22 protein-coding genes and 1 pseudogene are annotated in these 21,092 nt (G+C 57.8%); 13 read left to right on the top strand and 10 right to left on the bottom strand.

Annotated features, from left to right (window positions below):
* The 4 genes and pseudogenes from VB780_RS29580 to VB780_RS29595 form a co-directional block, all read left to right on the top strand.
* Nucleotides 1–221: pseudogene (locus VB780_RS29580) on the top strand (photosystem II q(b) protein); the annotation flags it as partial.
* Between the two features lie 149 nt (nt 222–370).
* A complete protein-coding gene (locus VB780_RS29585; protein ID WP_323354785.1) occupies nt 371–1,435 on the top strand; it encodes a folate-binding protein in 1,065 nt (354 codons plus the stop codon).
* A 106-nt stretch (nt 1,436–1,541) separates the two neighbouring features.
* Nucleotides 1,542–2,615, top strand: coding sequence for a GDP-mannose 4,6-dehydratase (gene gmd / locus VB780_RS29590; protein ID WP_323354786.1), 1,074 nt, complete (start codon nt 1,542–1,544; stop codon nt 2,613–2,615).
* A 174-nt stretch (nt 2,616–2,789) separates the two neighbouring features.
* Nucleotides 2,790–3,329 carry a DUF2996 domain-containing protein gene (locus tag VB780_RS29595; protein WP_323354787.1) on the top strand — a complete coding sequence of 180 codons (540 nt, stop codon included), beginning with the start codon at nt 2,790–2,792 and terminating at the stop codon, nt 3,327–3,329.
* A gap of 115 nt (nt 3,330–3,444) precedes the next feature.
* Here the strand turns inward: VB780_RS29595 and VB780_RS29600 are convergent, their stop codons facing one another.
* Nucleotides 3,445–4,344, bottom strand: coding sequence for an alpha/beta hydrolase (locus VB780_RS29600; protein ID WP_323354788.1), 900 nt, complete (start codon nt 4,342–4,344; stop codon nt 3,445–3,447).
* 104 nt (nt 4,345–4,448) lie between these two features.
* Here VB780_RS29600 and VB780_RS29605 point away from each other — a divergent pair, with 104 nt between their 5' ends.
* Nucleotides 4,449–5,672 (top strand): DUF790 family protein, encoded by a 1,224-nt coding sequence (locus tag VB780_RS29605; RefSeq protein WP_323354789.1) that lies wholly within the window; start codon nt 4,449–4,451, stop codon nt 5,670–5,672.
* Between the two features lie 201 nt (nt 5,673–5,873).
* Here VB780_RS29605 and VB780_RS29610 read toward each other — a convergent pair whose 3' ends face one another.
* Together VB780_RS29610 and VB780_RS29615 are read right to left on the bottom strand one after the other, a co-directional pair.
* On the bottom strand, nt 5,874–6,344 hold the full coding sequence (locus tag VB780_RS29610; protein WP_323354790.1) for a hypothetical protein: 471 nt from the start codon (nt 6,342–6,344) through the stop codon (nt 5,874–5,876).
* Between the two features lie 111 nt (nt 6,345–6,455).
* Nucleotides 6,456–6,866, bottom strand: coding sequence for a hypothetical protein (locus tag VB780_RS29615; RefSeq protein WP_323354791.1), 411 nt, complete (start codon nt 6,864–6,866; stop codon nt 6,456–6,458).
* 633 nt (nt 6,867–7,499) lie between these two features.
* Between VB780_RS29615 and VB780_RS29620 the strand changes: the two genes are divergently transcribed.
* The 3 genes from VB780_RS29620 to VB780_RS29630 all read left to right on the top strand — a co-directional run bounded on the left by VB780_RS29620 (nt 7,500) and on the right by VB780_RS29630 (nt 9,969).
* Nucleotides 7,500–8,681: a histidine kinase gene (locus VB780_RS29620; RefSeq protein ID WP_323354792.1), complete on the top strand. Its 1,182-nt coding sequence runs from the start codon at nt 7,500–7,502 to the stop codon at nt 8,679–8,681.
* A gap of 232 nt (nt 8,682–8,913) precedes the next feature.
* Complete coding sequence (locus tag VB780_RS29625) at nt 8,914–9,786, top strand: hypothetical protein (protein WP_323354793.1); 873 nt, start codon at nt 8,914–8,916, stop codon at nt 9,784–9,786.
* 30 nt (nt 9,787–9,816) lie between these two features.
* Entirely contained in the window at nt 9,817–9,969 is a 153-nt protein-coding gene (locus tag VB780_RS29630; protein WP_323354794.1) for a hypothetical protein, read from the top strand.
* Here the strand turns inward: VB780_RS29630 and VB780_RS29635 are convergent.
* Nucleotides 9,966–10,154, bottom strand: a complete 189-nt coding sequence (locus VB780_RS29635; RefSeq protein ID WP_190628870.1) for a hypothetical protein — start codon at nt 10,152–10,154, stop codon at nt 9,966–9,968. The genes VB780_RS29630 and VB780_RS29635 overlap by 4 nt on opposite strands.
* Before the next feature lie 297 nt (nt 10,155–10,451).
* Here VB780_RS29635 and VB780_RS29640 point away from each other — a divergent pair, with 297 nt between their 5' ends.
* Nucleotides 10,452–11,054, top strand: a complete 603-nt coding sequence (locus tag VB780_RS29640; RefSeq protein ID WP_323354795.1) for an SRPBCC family protein — start codon at nt 10,452–10,454, stop codon at nt 11,052–11,054.
* Nucleotides 11,055–11,099: 45 nt separating this feature from the next.
* On the opposite strand, the gene VB780_RS29645 is transcribed toward VB780_RS29640, so the two are convergent.
* Nucleotides 11,100–11,291, bottom strand: coding sequence for a hypothetical protein (locus VB780_RS29645; protein WP_190628873.1), 192 nt, complete (start codon nt 11,289–11,291; stop codon nt 11,100–11,102).
* A gap of 165 nt (nt 11,292–11,456) precedes the next feature.
* Here VB780_RS29645 and VB780_RS29650 point away from each other — a divergent pair, with 165 nt between their 5' ends.
* The gene (locus VB780_RS29650) at nt 11,457–12,125 is read left to right on the top strand and encodes a class I SAM-dependent methyltransferase (RefSeq protein WP_323354796.1); all 669 of its coding nucleotides are present in this window, start codon (nt 11,457–11,459) and stop codon (nt 12,123–12,125) included.
* A 125-nt stretch (nt 12,126–12,250) separates the two neighbouring features.
* On the opposite strand, the gene mnmE is transcribed toward VB780_RS29650, so the two are convergent.
* Nucleotides 12,251–13,681, bottom strand: coding sequence for a tRNA uridine-5-carboxymethylaminomethyl(34) synthesis GTPase MnmE (gene mnmE / locus VB780_RS29655; protein WP_323354797.1), 1,431 nt, complete (start codon nt 13,679–13,681; stop codon nt 12,251–12,253).
* An 80-nt stretch (nt 13,682–13,761) separates the two neighbouring features.
* Entirely contained in the window at nt 13,762–13,971 is a 210-nt protein-coding gene (locus tag VB780_RS29660; protein ID WP_323354798.1) for a hypothetical protein, read from the bottom strand.
* A gap of 1 nt (nt 13,972) precedes the next feature.
* On the opposite strand from VB780_RS29660, the gene VB780_RS29665 reads away from it, so the two are divergent.
* On the top strand, nt 13,973–14,455 hold the full coding sequence (locus VB780_RS29665) for a DUF2062 domain-containing protein (protein WP_323354799.1): 483 nt from the start codon (nt 13,973–13,975) through the stop codon (nt 14,453–14,455).
* Nucleotides 14,456–14,463: 8 nt separating this feature from the next.
* Here the strand turns inward: VB780_RS29665 and dapB are convergent, their stop codons facing one another.
* Together dapB and ilvN are read right to left on the bottom strand one after the other, a co-directional pair.
* A complete protein-coding gene (gene dapB / locus VB780_RS29670) occupies nt 14,464–15,288 on the bottom strand; it encodes a 4-hydroxy-tetrahydrodipicolinate reductase (RefSeq protein ID WP_323354800.1) in 825 nt (274 codons plus the stop codon).
* 142 nt (nt 15,289–15,430) lie between these two features.
* Nucleotides 15,431–15,952, bottom strand: a complete 522-nt coding sequence (ilvN, locus tag VB780_RS29675) for an acetolactate synthase small subunit (protein ID WP_323354831.1) — start codon at nt 15,950–15,952, stop codon at nt 15,431–15,433.
* 494 nt (nt 15,953–16,446) lie between these two features.
* On the opposite strand from ilvN, the gene VB780_RS29680 reads away from it, so the two are divergent.
* Together VB780_RS29680 and VB780_RS29685 are read left to right on the top strand one after the other, a co-directional pair.
* The gene (locus VB780_RS29680; RefSeq protein ID WP_323354801.1) at nt 16,447–19,452 is read left to right on the top strand and encodes a HEAT repeat domain-containing protein; all 3,006 of its coding nucleotides are present in this window, start codon (nt 16,447–16,449) and stop codon (nt 19,450–19,452) included.
* Nucleotides 19,453–19,550: 98 nt separating this feature from the next.
* Nucleotides 19,551–20,036 carry a cyclic nucleotide-binding domain-containing protein gene (locus tag VB780_RS29685; RefSeq protein WP_323354802.1) on the top strand — a complete coding sequence of 162 codons (486 nt, stop codon included), beginning with the start codon at nt 19,551–19,553 and terminating at the stop codon, nt 20,034–20,036.
* A gap of 348 nt (nt 20,037–20,384) precedes the next feature.
* Here the strand turns inward: VB780_RS29685 and VB780_RS29690 are convergent, their stop codons facing one another.
* Nucleotides 20,385–21,092, bottom strand: coding sequence for a carbonic anhydrase (locus tag VB780_RS29690; protein ID WP_323354803.1), 708 nt, complete (start codon nt 21,090–21,092; stop codon nt 20,385–20,387).

Genomic DNA, 21,092 nt, shown 5'->3' on the forward strand with positions numbered 1-21,092 from the left:
TTGGCATCTGGTTCACCTCCCTGGGCATCAGCACCATGGCGTTCAACCTGAACGGGTTCAACTTCAACCAGTCGATCCTCGATAGCCAAGGTCGTGTGATTGGCACCTGGGCGGATGTGATCAACCGTGCGAACCTGGGTATGGAAGTGATGCACGAGCGCAATGCTCACAACTTCCCCCTTGACCTGGCCACGGCTGAGGCACCTGAAATCATCGGCTAGTCCCTTGTGACTACCCCATTGATTGATTAGGCAAAAAGCGCTCCCTGCGGGGGGCGCTTTTGCGTTGGGGGAGCGATCGCCCCTCGCAACGCCTAAAATAGTCAAACCCCATCGGCATATGTCACCGAAACGAGAGATACCGTATTCTCATGATCCAATCACTCCGCGATTTACAGCAGTGCCAAGGCGCAACGTTCTCATCAGAGGGTGTCCCCATAACCTTCGGCAACGCTGCTGGGCTAGAGGCGGTTGAGACGGGGGTTGCGCTGTTCGATCGCAGCCACTGGGGCGTACTTCAAATGTCTGGGGGCGATCGCCTCCGGTTTATCCACAATCAGACCACCAACACCTTTACCCAGCGCCAGCCTGGCGAAGGCTGCGACACCGTATTTGTCACCTCTACCGCTAGAACCATTGACCTGACCACCGTCTACCTAACCGATGAGGCGCTGCTGATTCTCACCTCCCCGGGCCAAGATCAGCGCCTCATGAACTGGATGGATCGCTACATCTTTCCAGCCGATCAGGTATCACTGACCAATTTGACCGAAGATATGGCCGTATTTTCCCTGGTTGGGCCTGGCAGCGCTGCTGTACTCAAAAGTCTGGGGGTTGAAGTAGAGACCGATTGGCCCATGGCCCACCACCGCAGCGTTAACCTTGACGGTGTGTCTCTACGCCTCGCAGTAGGCAGTGGTCTTGCTCTAGTCGGCTATACTCTCCTCATGCCCACAAAAGACGCGGCATCGGTATGGCGGCTTCTCACCACCGCTGGAGTTACCCCAGCGGGAGAATCCCTGTGGCAACAGCTCAGGGTGCAGCAGGGGCGTCCGGCCCCAGAGCGCGAACTCACCGAGGATTACAATCCTCTCGAAGCGGGTCTGTGGGACGCAATTTCCTTCGATAAAGGATGCTACATCGGGCAGGAGACCATCGCCCGACTCAACACCTACCAGGGAGTAAAACAGCAGCTCTGGGGGATTCAGCTCAGCGGCGCGGTTGACCCAGGGGAAGTTATTTTTGCAGGCACTGAAAAAGTGGGTTTACTCACCAGCGTGGTTGAGGCTCCTGGTGGGCTCAGGGGTTTGGGCTACATTCGCACCAAAGCTGGTGGAGCTGGCTTAGCGGTCAATATTGGCGCGGCTAAGGGTGTGGTAGTGGATGTGCCTTATCTGGCTCGTGGGTACCTAACAACGGAGCACCTAACCGTTTAGGCGGTAATTTGGGTACTCTTAGGTGAACTCACTCGATTGTATTTAAGTAACGCACTGATTGTATTAAGCTTGGTCAGCTAAGCACTGCCGTACAGATTTATACCCTATGAGCCAATCCAAACGCGCCCTAATTACTGGTATTACCGGTCAGGATGGATCTTATTTAGCAGAGTTACTTCTAGATGAAGGTTACGAGGTTCACGGCATTATTCGCCGTACCTCTACATTTAATACTGACCGCATCGACCACATCTACATTGATCCCCACAGCGCCGAAGCGCGTCTGTTTTTGCACTATGGCGACCTGACCGATGGCACCATGCTGCGCCGTATTCTGGAGCAGGTGCAGCCTCAAGAGGTCTACAACCTGGGCGCTCAATCCCACGTACGGGTGAGTTTTGATTCGCCCGAGTACACCGTAGATTGCGTTGGTATGGGTACGCTGCGACTTCTAGAGGCCATTCGTGACTACCAGCAGCGCACGGGGTTAGAAGTCCGTTTTTACCAGGCGGGTTCCTCGGAAATGTTTGGTAAGGTACAAGAAATTCCCCAAACAGAAACGACGCCCTTTTACCCTCGCAGTCCCTACGCCTGCGCTAAGGTCTTTGCCCACTGGCAAACCATCAACTATCGGGAGTCTTACAATCTGTTTGCCTGCAACGGCATTTTGTTCAACCACGAATCGCCCCGGCGTGGCGAAACCTTCGTTACCCGCAAAATCACCCGGGCGGTGGCCCGTATTGTGGCCGGTCAGCAGAAAAAGCTGTACCTGGGCAATCTCGACGCCAAGCGCGACTGGGGCTATGCCAAAGACTATGTCAAGGCTATGTGGCTGATGCTGCAGCAAGATCAGCCCGACGACTATGTCGTAGCCACCAACGAAACCCATGCCATCAGTGAGTTTTTAGACATTGCCTTCAACCACGTCAACCTCGACTGGCACGACTACGTGGAATTTGACCCCCGCTACCTGCGGCCCGCCGAAGTGGAACTGCTAATTGGTGACTCAACTAAAGCCCGCCAGGCTCTGGGCTGGGAGCCCAGCGTCACCTTTGAGGAACTGGTGCACCTCATGGTAGAGAGCGACCTAGAGGCGATCGGTATTGGTCATGGCAACGGCACCAACTCTGACATGGCCACTATCCGCAAAGAGATGTTGCATCTGGCTCCCCAGGGCTAGGGGCAGAGCAAATTTCTGATCAGAAAACGGTATCTGCCTCAAAGGCAGATACCGTTTTCTGTTTGGCAAAGCATGCGTTTTAGAGACCTTTCCTTTAGTATGGGAAAGACCAACTGGGTGAGCGACTCGACCCACTGAGACTGCCCCGATTGCTGTTGTAGGTTTTCCCTTTGTATGGCTGACGAAAAGACCCCCCCAGTAGATTCTGCTTCGGCTGAGGCTGCTCCCTCCCCCAAGGCCGAGGCTGCCGCCCCCAAAGCTGCCCCTAAGGCTGCTCCTAAGAAAGAAAAGCCTCCAGCCTTAGAGGACAAGCCGTTTACTGAGTTTATTGAGCAGCACTTTATTCCAACGCTAAAATCGGCGCTGAAGGAAAAAGGCCTTGACGATATTCAGCTGACGCTAGATCAGCAGCCCCTGGGCGTGTTTGGGGTCAGCGACGATGAGCAGTACTGGCATGTAAAGGGGCAATGGCAAACGGGCGATCGCGAAGCGTCTCTTTCAGAGAAAGCCTCCCCTTCGGGGAATCGCCAGTTTAATATCGCCTTCACCAAAGACAGTATCACTAGCCCTAAGCTGTTCTACTTTGCCGACCAGGGGTCGCAACCCAGCACTATCGAGCAGTTCATGGGCGACGAGCGCAAAATCACGCTAGATCTGATGGTTCTGTTTACGCTGAGGCGGCTTAACGGCCAAAAGTGGCTGGCGCGGAATTGAGTTGATAGGTGGTGCTCTTTATATCATGTAGATAGGCTTTGCCAACGTACCATTGGCCCCGTTAGCGCGACTTTTCTACTGGGGCGTTTCTCCTCTCCCCAGCGGAAAAATGTAGCTAGTCTGTGCAGTGGGTTAGAAACTGTCTGAGCAGGCCGCTTACTACGGCGGGTTGCTCAACATGGGGCAGTACTCCAGAATTAGGGATTTCGATGACCCGCTGCACTGCCTTTGGATTGAGGCTCGCCAGCCGCTTGACTGTGGCTGGTGCCGTAAACCGCGACCTGGATCCAAGCACAATGGTAGTGGGAGTTTGAAGCTGATGAATGTAGCGCGATAGATCAAAGCTAATGGCCCCAGTGAGGGAGGCCAAGGCTGCGTATTCGGCATTGGGCTGCTGGATGCAGGTGAGGTAGGCCTGCACGGTTTCAGGAGTGATGCGGCGTGAATCGGCGAAGAGAAAAGTCGAGAGGAACGATCGCACCGCTAGTTCATTAGCGGCCCCTACCTGGTACAGCAGCTTGTCTACGCCGGGTGTGCTGGCCAGCAGGGCGGGCAGGCTGGCTTTGTAGTCACGGCCAAAGTCGCTGTTGCCAGAGGGCGATATCAGAAACAGTCCTTTGAATAAATCGGGCCGTATGCCCGCTAGGCGAATCACCACCCCGGCGGTGAGGGAGGTGGCCGCTACCAGGGTGGGGGGCTCAGCCACCGACTCCAGCAGGTGGGCAATCATATAGAAGTAATCCTCCGTTGAGTAGGAACGGGCGGGATGGGTTGACTGGCCCCAGCCAATCAGGTCAGGCGCGATCACCCGATGGGTCGCGCCAAAGGCAGCGTAGACCTTGGACCATTCAAAGGCGGAGGAGCCGCCCCCCAGGCTGTGGAGAAACACCAGGGGAGGACGGGTAGCATTAGGTTCCTCTTGCCAGGGCCAGCCGCCGGGGGTGTAGTAGGCCATGACCCCTAGGTCTGTGGCAAGGGCCTGCTGAATAAAGCCCAGCGGCTGGAAGTTAAGCATGGTGATATTCGCTAAGATTCGTGGGTGCGGGCTATGCCCCCGCTGTGATTCAATCTTAGGGCCAATCTAGAGGCCTCTGCGGCCCGTTTGTATTCTTCCTGGAGGTGAGGTCAACGTTACCGAGCGAGCTGCTAATTTATCGGTTTCAAGGGGAGGCGATTCAGCCGAAGCGGCTGGCACTGGATGGGGCGAATCGGGCGATCGCAGCCGATCTGATCCAGCTTTTCCAACAGCAGGTGGGCCGTACCCAGGGCGACCTCAATCGCCAGCTGCAAGATTTGGAGGGCGAAGACACTAACTACCGTATCAAACGCGGGCTGGCCCACATTCTGCGCAACAGCTTTGCCACCTTTGACGTGGTGAGCCCGCTGGAACCGATCGAACTACGGCGGCGGGTGTTTGCTCTGGCAGCCCAGGCAATTCCGTCGCCGATCGCGGCTGAGACCCATTTGACAACGCTTGGCCAGCAGCTTTCTGAAGAGCTAGATCGCGAAGTTTCGGTAGCTGACCTGCGTCAGGGGCTCTACGCCGATCGCCAGGACAACCACATCCTGATTGAGTTTGAGCCGCCCACTCCCGACGTACTCATCCACCGCTACAACCTGTCGCAGACCCAGGGCGTGTTCTACAAAGCCAGTGATCTGGCAATGCACCTGTACCGTAACGACCCCGGCGAGTACAAGCTGATGTTTCGCTACCTAAAGCTGTTTCGCTTGATGACCTACATTGAGGGCGATGCTGACCAGGGGTTTACCATCACCATCGACGGCCCGGCTAGCCTATTTAAGGCCAGCACTCGCTATGGGGTCGATATTGCCAAGCTGATCCCCGCCATTCTGCATGTCAGCAAGTGGCGACTGACGGCGACACTGCAGATGAAAGACACCTTTACCCAGCAGGTGAAGACGCGCCAGTTCACCCTCGACAGCGACTGTGGTCTAGTCACCCACTACCCCCCCGGCAAGACCTACGACAGCATGATTGAAGAGTCGTTTGTCAGCCGCTGGCCGACTAAAACCCCCTGGCGGCTGGAACGGGAAGTAGACCTGGTACCGCTGCCCGGTAGCGTCATGATCCCCGACTTTCGCCTGGTGCATCCCGATGGGCGAGAATATTTGCTGGAGATCGTCGGCTACTGGCGACCCGAATATCTGCGCAAGAAGTTTGCCCAGGTTCGCAGGTCGGGGCGCGATAACCTGATTTTAGCTGTGTCAGAACGACTCAACTTAGAGAATGCTGGAGTGGATATGGCAAACGTCCCGGCCCAGGTGGTTTGGTTTAAGACCAAGCTACAGCCCAAGGTAGTGCTGGATGTGCTGGAAGACTAATACTGATACTGAACTTTGCTGTCGCCCCCTCATCTATAGGCTCGCTGACTGAAGTGACGTCTACGACAATTCTTGAGCGATGCGATAGAGCTGCATTGGGTCAAATCTACATCGGTGGCAGGAGCCCTGATGCTGAGACTGCCCCGATGGTCAAAGTCTCACTCGTGCCACAGACACCTGCCATCCAGAACGGACTGCGGTTTAGAAGCGGTCTGGTTCGGAGGAGGTTTGCGATGGATTAAACAGACTAAACACCTGCCGACAGCAGCGCCTTAGGCGTTCACGGCAGGTCGGATCGGGGGTAACCTCCCCGGAAAACACCCAATTGTCGATAGTCGATAGGCTCCAGCGCTTACCGCGGTGGTCGAACCCCGCTAGATCAAGACCAATCACTCGTCGTTGGGGAGAGGTTTCGGGCTCTCCATCGTTTTCAGGATCGGTATATAGGCGAATCTGCACTAGCAAACTGCGGCACTGAAACAACCGACTTACCCCAGGGAAGTGAAAACCCACGTCGATGGAGTCAGGATCTACTAAATCGCGAGTATCGGGGTCGTTGGCCCAGGGCTTAAGATCAGCCCGCAGATCGGGGAACTCGGCCTTAAAAAGGCCCACTACGGCGGCAATTTTGCTGGCGAACTCAATGCTGTTGGCCTGTTCTGCTGCGTTCACGCGACCTGCAACGATAATAGGGGAGCTTTAAGCATAAACTAGCACTCCCCTTTCAACAGTTAACTGGGTAACGGCTGGACCAACTTCGAACCGGCTCAATCTGGGCTATGGCTATGGGGCGGGATCCACAACCCCACGGCAGACATCGAGCATGCGGTGGTCGTTTTCGCTGAGACTGCCAATGGCATGGAATCCTTCGAGGCCGAAGGGAACTAGCTCACCGGAGGCATCGCTAGCGGCTACTGCAGGCCCCTCAGCCATGGCCAGGCTATAGGGATAGGTGTCTGATGGGTCGTAGCTATTGATAACGGTCATGGCGACTTCGTCACCCTGCACCTGACCCTCAAAGCAGTCGAAGGAGGAGCTAGGGTAGTACAGCGCACCGTAGACGCGATCGCCCGTACGCTCTAGCACCACATAACCTTGGCCGATCTGGTCAGGTTGAGGAACTTGGCCAAACAAATAGCGCTCGGCTGCGGATTCAGTGGTAGTCTGGGCCACTGCTAGGGACTCGCGAGCCATCTGACTGTCTGCAGTTTGAGCCCGGGCAGCCGTGCCCAGGGCAACCACAGCTGCTGCGCCCAACAATCCATAGACTAGGGGTCGGCGATCGCTATTCCGTCCCTGGCTTGCAAATCGGTTTACCAGGGAAGGAAATAGCTTGGATTGAAACGTTTTGATACCCATTACTATTGCCCCCTACCATTTAGTTTTCTGAATCGCTAACGGGTCATTGAGAGACTTAGTTCTCTCTCTAGCTCAATGCCCCAACGCGCCGCTCCGTGCCCCTTTCGGGTTCTGTGGCTTAAATTTAATGTAGTAGACCCTGGCAACCACTCTTACACCCTGACAGTGAACCGTAACAACTCTTGTCAGTGGTGGTTTTTTGTTTGCAATTGGCCCTGATTAGCCGTGGATTCTGCAATCTGCCCAGGGGGCGATCGCGCTGTCCGCAGCTTGTTTTACTACTGGGTTTTACTACTAAGTTTTGCCACTAGGTATAGTTTCGGGCCAATACTCCGATTAGGCATCTGCCGATGGGCCAGCTTTGCAACTGGTTAAAATTGGCTGCGGTCCTCAGTTGGGCCGTAGAGACCTAAGAGTCAGGGTAAAATCGTAGATAGAAACTGGTTTTCAGATGTGTAGGAGACAGTAATGGAGGGTTCCTCCACTTCCTTTGACGATGTTCGGGTACCCCTCAAACTGCTGTTGTTTATTGACAAGCGGCCCAGCTTGGCCCGGCAGATGCGCCAGATTAAACAGTACCTGAAAACTTTAGAAGCCCACTTTGAATTCAACCTAGACGTTGTTGACATCGGCGAACAGCCCTATCTGGCCGAGCACTACAAGCTGGTAGCGAGCCCTGCACTGATCAAAATTTCCCCAGCCCCGCAGCAGATGCTGGCCGGCAGCGACATTGTTAACCAGCTGGAGCGCTGGTGGCCCAAGTGGCAGCAAGAGCACCTTGATACGCTCAACTTGGCAGATGTAGATATAGAGGCTGAGCCTGGTCAGTCTGCTGATTCGGCTCAGCAAACCGAGCTTCTGACCAACTCCGCTGAGCTCATGAAGCTCTCTGACGAAATCTTTCGGCTCAACCAGACTCGCGAAGAGCTAGAGGCCCAGCTGCGCTTCAAAGATCGCATCATTGCCATGATGGCCCACGACCTGCGCAACCCCCTCACCGCTGCCTCCATTGCGGTTGAAACCCTGGAGTTGGGCTATGCCCCCAACCAAACCCGCAACATTACCCTGAGCCCTGAGCTCACTGGGCAGCTGCTGAAGCATGCTAAAACTCAAATTCGGGCCATCAATCGGATGATTACCGACATTCTCAAGGCGGCTCGGGGGGCTTCCATGGAGCTTCAGATTGTGCCCCAGGAGCTGAATTTACCGGCACTGTGCATGGAGGTAGTAGACGCCTTTCAAAACCGGCTTCAGGAAAAACAGCAGAGTCTAACCGCAGAAATCCCGCAAGATCTGCCCACGGTTTACGCCGACGGTACCCAGGTCAAGCGAGTGGTCACCAACCTGCTCGACAACGCCATTAAATATACGCCCCAGGGGGGGCAGGTCTCGATCATCGCGCTGCACCGCACTACCCAAAAGGTGCAAGTTGCCGTCATGGATACCGGCCCTGGTATTCCTCCCGAGAACCGCGACAAAATTTTTGAAGAGAGCTATCGTCTGCAGCGCGATGTTACCCAGGAGGGCTATGGGCTGGGGCTAGCCCTTTGTCAGCGGATTGTGCGCGCCCACTACGGTCAAATTTGGGTCGACTCGGCCCCTGGGGCAGGCAGCTCTTTTTTCTTTACTCTGCCGGTCTATCGGGCGTAGATTGTGCCAACCACAACACACTTATCCAGAATCTCACCGCGACCAGCCCCACGGGCCAAGTTCGCGTTCTGGGAAAGGATAATTTTTTAGCTGGAATAGGCTTGGCTCGGCTCGGCGAACTATTCCCCCCGACCTGCTGCGTCAGCTCGCCCCAAACCCTGGTGCCTATGGCAAGATAGGGGCCATGGTGAAGCGGCTTCTATCTTATCTGAGCCCTGCTCTTTGGGGCAGTATGCTGTCTGTCTACGGCAGCGGGCAGCTCTGGCGTGAGGTGGGGCAGCAGGCTGCCCGATCGCGTTGGGCAGAGGTTGCGGCTGCGATCGCATTTCTTTGGCTGCTGGGCCTGCTGGGGTTTAGCTTTGTGCTGCTCCACCTGGAGCAGCGTACGATGCTTCCTCCAGGGACTGTGGGGCTGGCCCACGGCCTCCAAACTATGTTGGGAATGGCTAATGCCGCCGCGCCAATTGCCTCTCCTGGCCGCTGGGGGCTCAGCCTAGTGGGGCTAGGGGCATGGTTTTGCCTAGTTGCCGGTACTCACAAGCTAGTGGGGCTGGTGGCGGCGGTTTTGACCTCTCCCTCTAACGCCCTCTCCCCCTGGCGCAGTCGCCTGCTGCCCTGGGGAATGACCTTGCTAGGCCTGGGGGGGTTGGGGCTGACAGTGAGCCTGGCGGGCGGCGATTTAGAGTCAGCGGCGATCGCCGGGCGCTGGGTCGGCTTAATTCGTCTGGGTCGCTGGGCGCTAGCTATAGGTATTGGGGGTGCCGGCCTAGCGCTGGTCTATCGCCTCGCCCCTCAGCGCTGGTTACCGGGCTTAGCGCTATGGCCCGGCGTCAGGGTGGCCTTGGCCCTGGCCCTGGGGGTTTTGGGCCTGCGACACTGGGGGCTAGACTGGCTGATCCACCAGGGAATCGCCTACGATCGCTTACTAATTCTCGGCCTGAACTTGGCAACGCTGTACGCGCTGATTCTGCTGGTGCCAGTGGGGGCGCAGATTAACCTCAGCATTCTGCGCCATCGGGGAGCCGTTCACCGACCCTGGGGGCGGCCTACGCCCCCCCCGCCCCCGCCGTCCTTTGACTCTTTCAAAATCAAGCGTCGAGAATAGGGACAGACGAGGTCTGCTGCAGGGGTTCCAATGCCCGACGCATCTGACCCTAAAGCTTTGAATCCACCGACGTTGTGGACGCTGCGCTGGCAAAAAAGTCCAGGTCTGCCGGAGCGGGAGCGATTTTTACTGGCAGGGGAGCCGGGCGATCGCCCCCAGCACCGCTCCAGGATCGGCCCCTAGCGAATGCGCTGGAGGCTGCTGACAATGCCTAAACCAAAACACAGCAAAACCAGCAGCCAGATTACCAGACCCGGTAAAAAGGCCAGCAGCGACAGGCCTCGTAGAACCCACACAATGGCGGTTAGGCCAAGGGCCGCTAAAAAAAGTTTGGTCAGGGGTTGCAGCGGGTAGCGACGACGGCCCATGGTGGCAATGTCTCCATTTGTAAAGCTTTCACTAGGCTACGGGGGAATACTGAGGGCATTGGTGAAAGCCCCGTAATGATACTACCGTCCTCCCTACGCTACGAAACTGTCTCACCTTTAATAGAAAGGCAGGCGACGCAGCGCTAGCATGGGCCAGTGCCGCAGCCTTGACCAGGGTAGCGGGCCTATCTGGGGCTTGCGATCGCCCCAGGGCCAGTTGTTTAACCTCCCCTCCTTAGCTGGACGGTGGCGGGTGCCGGCATAAAATCAGGTCGCGTTGTTAGGAGAGATCGAGCGATGGTGATTAGCGAAGCTCAGGGTATCCACGGGGTTAGGTCAGAAATCGGGTTTCTCGCCCAGTTTTCTCCCGGCGACCAGGTGGCACTGCTCAGGGGAGATGTCTTACTCAAGTCTCAGACTGGGGACGCCAGCGGCGCTGTTACGGCCCACATGTATGTACCCCTGGCCCGCCCTCAGATTTGGCCCCAGGTCACCAACTACAGCTGCTGGACTCAGTACTTTCCCAATATTGTGCACAGTGAAGTGCTAGAGACCGTGAAAACCGCAACTCAGCGCTATCGCCGTCTCTACCAGGTCGGGCGCAAGGGTTTTATGATGCTGACCGCCCAGGTCGAAATTTACCTCAAGGTGGTTGAAACCGCCTGTGAAGCGATTCAGTTTCGCCTAGAGCAGGGCACCTTCTCCCACTTTGCGGCAGACCTGCATCTGCAAGACTTTAACCAGGGCACGCTGCTGACCTACTCAGTACAGGCCGCGCCGACCATTCCAGTGCCGTCGTTTCTAATTGAGCAGGCAATTAAGACCGATCTGCCGGGCAATATGCGGCAGATGAGGCGGGTGCTGTGTGCCCGCTACGGTGTGGCGCAAGCAGCGGCGTAGGGCAGATTCTGCGTCTGTTCAATGGCTTAAGGCGTGCTTAGTCTGCTAGCGGTAGCGCTCCACAAAGGCGCGCCCTGCCGACATAGCCGCACTGCTAGTGGTGTAGAAAGTGCCGTCGCTGAGCACGTCCAGGTCAGGCTTCACAATCCAGCACTGGTAGCCCCGGTCTTTATTGTGGCTGACGCCAATAATCCAGCCGGTCATGGCTGAAACTTGCACGACCGAATCCGCGTCCATCGCAGTATCCTCCCGTGGGCCTACGACCCATCCCAAACCAAGGTCGAGGGTCAGAGCTGTGCGGTGCTATGGTAAGTCAGATTCTGGCCTGGGTTGGCAAAACCCCTGACTTTCTTCTCAATTTCGTTGGGCTATTCTGTACGTCTGCGCCCCTCCTTAGCTGCTATGAGCAATCAAACCCTGCCCCTCGACGATCGCTTGTATCGCTACCTGCTCGACCACTCGGTACATGAACCCGAGGTGCTCGTTGCTCTGCGCCATGAAACGGCCCAGCACTCCATGGCCCAAATGCAGATTGCTCCCGAACAAGGCCAGTTTATGGCGCTGCTGGTACAGCTATTGGGGGTGACCAAGGCGCTAGAGATCGGCGTTTTTACGGGCTATAGTGCGCTGCGGGTGGCACTGGCCATGCCTCCAGAGGGGCGGCTAGTAGCCTGCGATGTGAGTGAGGAGTACACGGCGATCGCCCACCGCTACTGGGAAAAAGCTGGGGTTGCCCACAAGATTGACCTACGCATTGCCCCGGCGACCGAAACCCTAGATCAGCTTATTGAAACTGGCGAAACCAACAGCTTCGACTTTGCCTTTATCGACGCCGACAAAAGCGGCTACCCCACCTACTATGAGCAAGCACTAAAATTGGTGCGCCCTGGCGGTCTTATTGTCTTAGACAACGTCCTGTGGTCGGGCCAGGTGGCCGATCCCGCCGTGCAAGATGGCCGCACTAACACCCTGCGCCGCCTCAATGAAGCGATTCACAATGACGATCGCGTCGTTGCCAGCCTAGTTCCCATCGCCGATGGTCTCACCCTGGCGATGAAAAAGCGGTGCTGATCCCCGATGAACTGGCCCAAGTCTTGCAGCAAGAGCAGCAACGGGTTGCCGCACTAGAAGCCTAGCTTGCTCGCTACTACAAACAACTTGTCAATTTAGCAGAGTGATTCTTCAAAATCGCAGGATCACTTGCCAATACAGAATCGGCTGAAGATTTCATCGAGCATAGATTCGGTGATTTCGTCGCCGGTAATGCTGCCCAGGGCGGCGATCGCAATTCTTAGATCAATCGTCCAAAAATCTAGCGGCAGCTGATTTTCAATGGTTTGCTGCACCTGGTGGAGCGCATTGCGAGCCGCGGTAAGGGCCGCTCCCTGGCGCTGATTGACGGTAAACTCCAAATTGGCCGTGGTGAGCTGGTCAGAGTGGATCGCATTGAGAATCGCCTGCTCTAGGGCGTCAATCCCCTGCTGCTGAGCGGCGGCGGTGTGAACAACAGGCCAGTCACCAGGGAAAACGAGATCCTTCACCCCATCGGCAGGGACTAGATCGACCTTGTTAATCACCAGAATTAAAGAATTTTCCTGCACCGACTCGTAGAGCTGTTGGTCGGCCTCAGTCCACCCGGCGACGGCGTCGATGGTGAGCAGTACCAGATCAGCCCCCTGGGCCACCTGGCGCGATCGCGCGATGCCCACCTGCTCCACGGGGTCGCTGGCCTCGCGAATGCCCGCCGTATCGAGCACCTGAATGGGGATGCCGCCCACCACCAGCTGCGACTCCACCACGTCGCGGGTGGTGCCGGGCAGGTCGGTGACAATGGCGCGATCGCTGCGACTCCAGGCATTCAGCAGGCTCGACTTGCCCACGTTGGGGCGGCCCACGATCGCCACTTTGAGCCCGGTGCGCAGCAGTTCCCCCGACTCGGCGGTGGCCAGCATGCCATCGATCTCCGCTAGCACGGCTGTTAACTGCGATCGCACCGTCTGCTCATCCAGGGGCGGCAGGTCGTCTTCGAAGTCGATGCGAGCCTCCACCTCGGCCAGCACGTCAAGGCAGGTCGAGCGCAGCTGGCGGATGGGCTGGGTGAGCTTGCCCTGCACCCCCGCCAGCGCCGTCTTCGCCGCCAGGGTTGACTGGGCTGCCACCAGATCGGCCACCCCTTCGGCCTGGGTCAGATCCAGCCGTCCGTTCAGAAACGCCCGCAGGGTAAATTCGCCCGGTTCCGCCAGCCGCGCCCCCTGGCTGAGGCAGAGCTGGAGCACCTGCTGCACCGCCATCAGCCCACCGTGGCAGTGGAACTCCACCACGTCTTCGCGGGTGTAGGAGCGAGGGGTCAGCATGAGCAGCAGCAGGGCTTCGTCTATGGGCTGCCGGGTGCGGGGATCGCGCACATGACCGTAGAGAATGCGGTGGCTCTCCCAGCGCTGCCGCCCCGGGGCGTGGAACAGGGCGCGGGCGATCGCCACGGCCTCAGCCCCCGACAGCCTCACAATGCCGACGCTGCCCTGCTGGGGGGCAATGGCGGTGGCGATCGCCACGATCGTTTCCCCTTGGATTGGAGATCGGGGCTGGGGTGGCAAAACGGCGGCGGCAGCACCATCCATGTCATTCATCCTGCACGGTGAAGTGATCTTGAACTCCCTGGGCAAACTCTATAAAACTCAGTCTGGCTGGGTACAATAGAAAAGAATCTTTACGCACTTTTAAGGTTCTGCCGCCAAAAAATCGGTGGCCTTTTCCCTGGTAGTTTATCAAGCTGGTCGGCAAAGGCTGCGTCACCAACAGCGTCGATCGCTTTCTCTTGACCTTCTCCCTTGGCGGTGCCGGGGAGTTTAGCTTCTGGTTTATCCTCATCTATGACCACCGCCGATCTGTCCCCTAGTCCAAAGTCTGCAATGCGCAAAATGTCTCAGCCTCAGTGGCGACGGCAGATCCGCTACATTTATCTGCGCTTCTTGCGGCTTCAGGGTTCCCCTGAACAGCTGGCTCGGGGCATGGCCGCCGGGGTGTTTGCGGGCTGTTTTCCGCTGTTTGGGTTTCAGACCATTCTGGGAGTGGCAGTAGCCACGGTGCTGCGGGGCAATCGCCTGATGGCGGCGGCGGCCACCTGGGTCAGTAATCCCTTCACCTACGTACCTATTTTTGCCTTCAACTATCAGGTTGGGCACTGGCTGCTGGGCGGTGGCCCGACCCAGACCTTTAAAGACCTCGACACCCTCAACAGCTGGATGGATATGGGCACCGAGGTGTCGGTGCGGCTGATGCTGGGCAGCGCTGTAGTGGGTCTAGTGGCCGGGGTGGCCAGCTATTTTGGCGGTCTGCCCCTGGTGCGGCGGGTGCGATCGCGCCAGCTCGCTCGGAAGCAGCGCCAGCTAGAGCAGCCCTAGCTCCTGGGTTAGAGAACCTTATCTAACCCGTAGATGAGCGATTTCAGAGCCATCACCCGGCGAATGCAGAGCAGTACCCCGGGCATAAAGCTGGCGCGATCGCTGGTGTCGTGGCGCAGGGTATAGAGCTGCCCCGGAGAACCAAATAAAATCTCCTGGTGGGCAATTAGCCCCGGCAGCCGCACGCTGTGGATATTGATGCCCTCCGCCGTCGTCCCACCCCGCGCCCCAGGCATGGTCTCGGTTTCTTTGACCAAAGGCGCATTAAAAGATTTCTGCGCCTCCGCCAGCATCTGGGCGGTCTGCACGGCGGTACCGCTGGGGGCATCGGCCTTTTGGTTGTGGTGCAGCTCGATAATCTCCACATGGTCGAAGTACTGGGCCGCCTGCTGAGCCGCCTGCTGCATCAGCACCACCCCAATGGAAAAGTTGGGCACGATCAGGCAGCCGATGCTGGCCTTGTCGGCAAACTCCGCCAGGTCGCGAATCTGCGCGTTGCTGAGGCCGGTGGTACCGACGACGGGGCGCACACCGTAGGCGATCGCCGCTCTGACCGACTCATACACGCTGTCGGGATGGGAGAGGTCAACCATCACTGCCAGGCCCTCACTCTGGGCGGCCACCAGGGTTGCCTCCAGGTCGTTCATGACCGGCACTTCCAGCGGTTTGTAGCCGATCACCTCGCCGATGTCTTGGCCCATTAGCTCAGGATTTCTGCCGATCGCCCCCACTAGGGTGATGTCTTCGGCTTGATCGATGGCTTTAATCACCTCGCGGCCCATTTTGCCGTAGGCTCCGTTGACCACAACCGGAATAGTTGATTGGGTAGACATAGAAAAATTTGGTTTAGCGGGCTACGGAAATTAGCAGGTGGGCAAGTCTGACGGTTAACAGGCTACCAGTCCTGCGGGTTGAAACGTTTCAACCTACCAACATTTCAACTTGCAAACCTGCCTGGCTTGCGGCTGAGACTGACTACTGAAATTTCCGTTCTAGCGACTTGAGATACTCGGTGTTGACCCCCGACTCGCGGGGCAGAGAGATTTTGCCCGTGCGGGCAATCTCGCGAATGCCAAAGCGATTGAGCACCTGCACGATCGCCACCATCTTGCCGGGGTCGCCCACCACCTCCAGCGTGACAGAATCCTCTGACACATCCACCACACGGGCTCGAAAGATCTGGGCGAACTCAATAATTTCAGACCGAGTGGTACTGCTCGCATTCACCTTGAGCAGCATCAGCTCCCGCTCGACGCAGGGCGTGTCGGTAACATCGTTGACCTTGAGCACGTTGATCAGCTTATAGAGCTGCTTGGTGAGCTGCTCGATCACCGCATCGTCGCCGGGCACCACCATGGTAATGCGAGAAATACCCGAGGTTTCGGCAGGCCCCACCGCCAGACTCTCAATGTTGAACCCGCGCCGGGCAAACAGACCGGCAATGCGGCTCAGCACCCCGGCCTCGTCTTCAACCAGTACAGAAATAGTGTGCTTGATGGCCTGCTGAGGAGCTACAGCCGAACTGGGGAAAATAGAGGGATTAACCATAGGGCCTGGGAATGTAGAGGGTATCAGCGCCACAGCTGACTCGCGAAACTGGGGACTGGCGCGAAATTGGGGACTGGCGCGAAATTGGGGAAGGTACCAAACCTCAATACTATCCCGAAAATCCCTGCCTTAAAACCATCCTGCCCCACTCACTCACCAATTTCTTCGCCGGGAAAAGTAAACTCCCTCAGTCCTCCCCCTTTCCTCTCTAGCGATACTCCGCACTGGCGATCGCGAAGCAATGGCCTCACAATCGGCCTGGTTGAACGATAAACAACGCTGCTGCTGCTCAAGGGCGGTCAATACAAGTTAGAACCAGCCCACCCAATCGCCACCTGATCCTCACAGCTCCATCCACCTTGCCTTCACAAACTCCCTGAACCCGTCCACATCCACCAGATTGGGTATCCTTGAGGCATTAGCCCACCGTCACTGCATCTGGCATGAGCTTATCTGGCCCCGCTAAAGAGATTCAGTCCCTCAGGGGACGCTTTCTCGATCTGATCAATCTGCGCCCTGGGGAAGAAGAGCGCACGCTGCTGATGTTTGCGTTTTACACCGCCACTTCCATGGGCATTTTGTGGCTGGAGGTCAGTTCAGCGGCGCTGTTCTTGGGTCAATACGGAGCAGCTAGCCTGCCGTGGATTTACATCTTTAGTGCTGGGGTAGGGCTGGGGCTGAGCGTGGTCTATTCCTGGCTGCAGCGGCTGTTTCCGCTGCGCCGGGTGATTGTGATCATCGCTATGCTGATGGCCGTGCCGATTTTGGGGTTTCGCTGGGGGCTGACGATACCGTGGCTGGCGGCTCCCATGGTGTTTTCGATGCGGCTGTGGATTGAGGCCATCTACGGCCTCAACGACCTCAACCTGTCGGTGACCGCCAACCAGTTGTTCAACATTCGCGAGATCAAGCGGGCGTATCCGATCATCAGCAGCGGCAACCTGGTGGCCGATGTGATCAGCGGCTTTTCGGTCTATCTGCTGCTCAAGCTGATTGGGCTGCAAAACGTGCTGTTGCTGTCCTTTGTGGTGATGGTGGTGGGGGCGGCCATTTTGTATCACCTCAGCCGCAACTATGAGCACGCCTTCCCCGACTCGCCCCGGCGTCAGGCAGAAGATGCTGAGTCAGTGGAGAGCTTCAGGTCGCGCCAGCGGCTCCAGGGGCCGATCCGGCAGTACGTGGTGCTGCTGTTTTCGTTCTTTGTGCTGGCCCAGATGCTGCTGTTCTCCATTGAGTTTCAGTTCTTTAACCAGCTGGAAACCAGTCTCGATGTCGATGCCATTGCCGCCTTTTTGGGCTTTTTTAGCGGTCTGCTGGGGCTGATTGAGCTATTTACCCAGTGGTTTACCTCCAGCCGACTGATCGAACGGGAGGGGGTGTTTACGGTAGCTCTGGTGCTGCCCTCGGTAATTGTGGTGATTGGGGTAATTACGCTGGTGGCCAGCTACCCCGTGCGCATGGGGTTGATGGCCATGTTTGTCGGGCTAATTGTGCTGAAGTTTTTTGATGAGTGGCTGCGGTATACGCTGGTGGCCACCACGCGACCAATTCTGTTTCAGCCGATTCCTGACCAGGTGCGCAGCACGGTGCAGTCGTGGGTGGGGGGTATTGCCGAGCCGTTGTCGATGGGGGGCACGGGGGTGGCCATTTTGGTCACCATTGCCGTTTGCAACCGCATTGGGCTGGTCGATACCCTGGTGCAGGCGCGGCTGTTTTTGCTGGGCACCGTGGTGGCGGCACTGGTGTGGTTTGCCATTATGGTGCTGCTGCGATCGCGCTACCTCAACCTGCTGGTGCGGGGGGCCGAGCGCGGCCTGCTGACCTTTTCTGACGCCAATCTGCGGGTGCTCAAGCGGGCCTTTATTGAGCAGCTCGAAAAGCCTGGATTGGACGCCAACAAGCGATCGTGCATTGAGCTGCTGAGCCACATTGACCCCAAAAACGTGGGCGAAATCTTGGCACCCCGCTTAGCCGATCTCCCCCCGGCGCTCCAGCGGCAGAGTTTGGAGGCCATGCTAGAGCATCCCAACCCGGCCTACACCGACCAGGTGCAGACGCTGCTAGAGGTGCCCCACCAGGCTCCTGAAATTTTGGCCCTCGCCCTACGCTACGTGTGGCTGGCCCAGGAGCGCTTTGACATCAATGATCTGCGCCCCTACCTGCCGCCGGAGGTGGATGCGGTGGTGCGGGGCACGGCGGCTTCGCTGATGCTGCGGCGGGGCAACCTGCAGGAGCGGGCTGAGGCCACTGCCACCCTGCGCAAAATGCTGGTGCATGACGAAGAGCGGGAGCGGGTGATGGGCTGCCGCGCCCTGGGGGAAGCCGACTATATGGAATCCCTCAGTATCTATATTGACGACCTGCTGCAAGACCCGTCGCTGCGGGTGCGGCGGGCGATTCTGGAGGCGATCGCCGCCACCCAGTACAAAAAGTACTACCCTTCGCTGCTCAAGGCGCTCCAGTACAAGTCAACCCGCGAGGCCGCTGTCGCCGCCCTCACCCGCCTGGGCAACGAGGCCCTGCCTATGCTCCAAGAACTAGCCCTCGACAGCTACCGTCCCGAAATTCTGCGCAACCAGGCCTGGCAGGTGATTGGCAATATTGGCACCGTACCCGCCCTAGAATTTTTAATTCAGAATCTAATCACTACCTGGGGCAGCACCCGCCGCCACATTCTGCGGATCTTGCTCAGTCTGTACCAGGAGGTGGGGGTGAAGCGATCGGTTCTGATCGACGGAGCCTTAGACCGCATGCTGGGCCGCAGCGGTATCGAAGATCTGCTAAATACGGAGCTGGCCTTTGCTGGGCAAATGCTGGCGGCTAAGGTCGATTTGGCCGCCAACCGGGTCGCCGGTACTGAGGCCGACCTGCTGCGCGAGGCCCTCGACGGCTTACAGGCCGATGCTACCGAACGCCTGTTTATGCTGCTGCGATTTGTGTCGCCCGCCACGGCGATTCAGGCGGCCCAGGTGAGCCTCAGCGGGTCGGCAGCCCAATGGGCCAGGGGCATCGAAATTCTCGACAACGTGGTGGATGTGGCCAACAAACGGTCGATTTTGATCTTGCTCGATCGCCGCCTAGACGCCGATAAGCTGAAGCTGCTGGCCCTGTCTACCCCGCTGATACCCTACGGAGCCATGCTGCCGCGCGATCGCCTGCGTCAACTGCTCGATCTGCGAAATTTTTTATCAGACTGGGCCGTTGCCTGCTGCTTTCACCTGGCCCGCGTGCAGCGGTGGAATCTCACCGCCGAGCACACCCTGGCCTCGCTCCAGCACCCCACCGGCTTTGTGCGCGAGGCCGTGCTGGCCTACCTGGCCGTGGCGTCGCCCCGCGCCCTGCGGGAGCTGCTGCCCCTGATGCAGCAAGACACCGACCCACTGGTGCTAGCCCAGGTTAAACAGCTGCTCAACACCTATAATTTGGAGCCGAGCCCCTCCGCAGGCTGACGCATCTTGGCCCCGTTTCCCCGCCGTTGCTCTCTAGGTCAAACCGCCCCTGTATGTTAAACAGCGTCGAACGTCTTCTGTTTATTCGCAATGTCCCCATGTTTAAAGAACTGCGGGATGACTTTTTGGTGCGGCTGGCCTCGGTGATGGATGAGGTGTTTTACGACAGCAACTACACCATCATTACCGAAGGTCAGGAGGGGCGATCGATGTACATCGTGGTGTCGGGCCGCGTCAGTGTACACATTGGCGGGCAGGAAGTGGCCCAGCTCAAAGAAGACGAATGCTTTGGCGAAATGTCGGTGTTTGATGCCGAGCCGCGATCGGCCTCGGTCACTACCCTAGAACCCTGTGCCTGCCTGGTGCTCACCCAGCAGCAGCTCTACGACGCCATTGACGAAACCCCCGGCATTGCGGTTAACGTCATTCGTCTGCTGTCGCGCCGTATTCGCGAGCTCAACCAAGACCTCAACCAGGTCAAACAGCAGCTGACGCAGCCCTCGCCGTTCCCTCAAACCCGGCCCCAATGGTACCGCCCTTTACCTTTTCCACCGTCGGAACCCCTCGCCCGGCCCGGCGGCTAGCACTGGGGTTCAGGGGAGAACTGTGGTGTTGCTAACTCAAGGGATGAACTGAACGCTTTAGGTCATGCAGATTCGTTCAGGATTCTGCGCAATCAAACCGCCATTCAGCAACGCCGTTTTTCTAGCTTCGTCAGTGACCCTAGATTGGCTGCCTATTCTGTGAAAAAATCGGCCTGGGAAGATTCCCGAAGACCGTACTGTTCTTCTAGATATACCTTCTATACGTAGCTATAACCGACAGAGCCTGGACTTGCCGGAATAACGCTGGGCATTGTGAGGGTAGGCAAAAGCCACTAAGGTTAGCCATGACTGCTGCCTACCCTCAAATTTACTGTGGCTAAGCCGAGATCAGGTCACTAAGGTTATAGCGCCAGTGTCGAGATCGTAACGGGCACCCACCACCTGGAGCTGGCCCGACTGCTGGCGATCGCGCACTAGCTGCGATCGCAGCACCTGCTCCATCTGGTAGCGCACATTGGCCGTCACCGCATTATCAACCCTGTCCCCCGGCATGTCCTTCACCCGCTCCACAGCGGGCAAAATCGCCGCGACAAAGGTGCCAATTTCCCCCGGCAGCACCCCATGGTCTACCGCCGCCGTCACTGCCCCGCAGCGCTCGTGGCCCAGCACCATCAGCAGCGGCGTTTCCAGCAGCTCCACCGCGTACTCAATGCTGCCCATAACGGCGGGGGTGGCGATGTTGCCCGCCACCCGCACGTCAAAAATATCCCCCAGGCCCTGGTCAAAAACAATTTCGGCGGTCACCCGAGAGTCGGCACAGCTCAGCACCGTAGCAAAGGGATGCTGCGCCTGGGTCAGTTCCTTGACCCGTTCCTCCGACTGATCGGGGTGCTCCAGGTGGTGCCCAGTAAAACGCTGGTTGCCGTCCATCAACCGCTTCAGTGCCTCTTCAGGGCTGAGGGCTGAGGGCACTAAAGACTTCGCTGCTGCTGCTTTGATCGGCCAAAAGGACGGCCCTAGAGCCGCCAGTCCCAGCAGTCCACTGCCGAGGGTCAGCACCCGGCGGCGATCGATACCTCTATCACTATGTTCCAT

This window comes from Leptolyngbya sp. CCNP1308 (assembly GCF_034932455.1).
Lineage (GTDB): Bacteria > Cyanobacteriota > Cyanobacteriia > Phormidesmidales > Phormidesmidaceae > Nodosilinea.

Excerpts from the sequence above, each read along its gene's own strand:
- VB780_RS29585 (WP_323354785.1), top strand. The coding sequence starts at position 371 with ATGATCCAATCACTCCGCGATTTACAGCAGTGCCAAGGCGCAACGTTC.
- gmd (WP_323354786.1), top strand. The coding sequence starts at position 1,542 with ATGAGCCAATCCAAACGCGCCCTAATTACTGGTATTACCGGTCAGGAT.
- VB780_RS29595 (WP_323354787.1), top strand. The coding sequence starts at position 2,790 with ATGGCTGACGAAAAGACCCCCCCAGTAGATTCTGCTTCGGCTGAGGCT.
- VB780_RS29600 (WP_323354788.1), bottom strand. The coding sequence starts at position 4,344 with ATGCTTAACTTCCAGCCGCTGGGCTTTATTCAGCAGGCCCTTGCCACA.
- VB780_RS29615 (WP_323354791.1), bottom strand. The coding sequence starts at position 6,866 with ATGGCTCGCGAGTCCCTAGCAGTGGCCCAGACTACCACTGAATCCGCA.
- VB780_RS29620 (WP_323354792.1), top strand. The coding sequence starts at position 7,500 with ATGGAGGGTTCCTCCACTTCCTTTGACGATGTTCGGGTACCCCTCAAA.
- VB780_RS29625 (WP_323354793.1), top strand. The coding sequence starts at position 8,914 with ATGCTGTCTGTCTACGGCAGCGGGCAGCTCTGGCGTGAGGTGGGGCAG.
- VB780_RS29630 (WP_323354794.1), top strand. The coding sequence starts at position 9,817 with ATGCCCGACGCATCTGACCCTAAAGCTTTGAATCCACCGACGTTGTGG.
- VB780_RS29635 (WP_190628870.1), bottom strand. The coding sequence starts at position 10,154 with ATGGGCCGTCGTCGCTACCCGCTGCAACCCCTGACCAAACTTTTTTTA.
- VB780_RS29640 (WP_323354795.1), top strand. The coding sequence starts at position 10,452 with ATGGTGATTAGCGAAGCTCAGGGTATCCACGGGGTTAGGTCAGAAATC.
- VB780_RS29645 (WP_190628873.1), bottom strand. The coding sequence starts at position 11,291 with ATGGACGCGGATTCGGTCGTGCAAGTTTCAGCCATGACCGGCTGGATT.
- VB780_RS29650 (WP_323354796.1), top strand. The coding sequence starts at position 11,457 with ATGAGCAATCAAACCCTGCCCCTCGACGATCGCTTGTATCGCTACCTG.
- mnmE (WP_323354797.1), bottom strand. The coding sequence starts at position 13,681 with ATGAATGACATGGATGGTGCTGCCGCCGCCGTTTTGCCACCCCAGCCC.
- VB780_RS29665 (WP_323354799.1), top strand. The coding sequence starts at position 13,973 with ATGTCTCAGCCTCAGTGGCGACGGCAGATCCGCTACATTTATCTGCGC.
- dapB (WP_323354800.1), bottom strand. The coding sequence starts at position 15,288 with ATGTCTACCCAATCAACTATTCCGGTTGTGGTCAACGGAGCCTACGGC.
- VB780_RS29680 (WP_323354801.1), top strand. The coding sequence starts at position 16,447 with ATGAGCTTATCTGGCCCCGCTAAAGAGATTCAGTCCCTCAGGGGACGC.
- VB780_RS29685 (WP_323354802.1), top strand. The coding sequence starts at position 19,551 with ATGTTTAAAGAACTGCGGGATGACTTTTTGGTGCGGCTGGCCTCGGTG.
- VB780_RS29690 (WP_323354803.1), bottom strand. The coding sequence starts at position 21,092 with ATGGAACATAGTGATAGAGGTATCGATCGCCGCCGGGTGCTGACCCTC.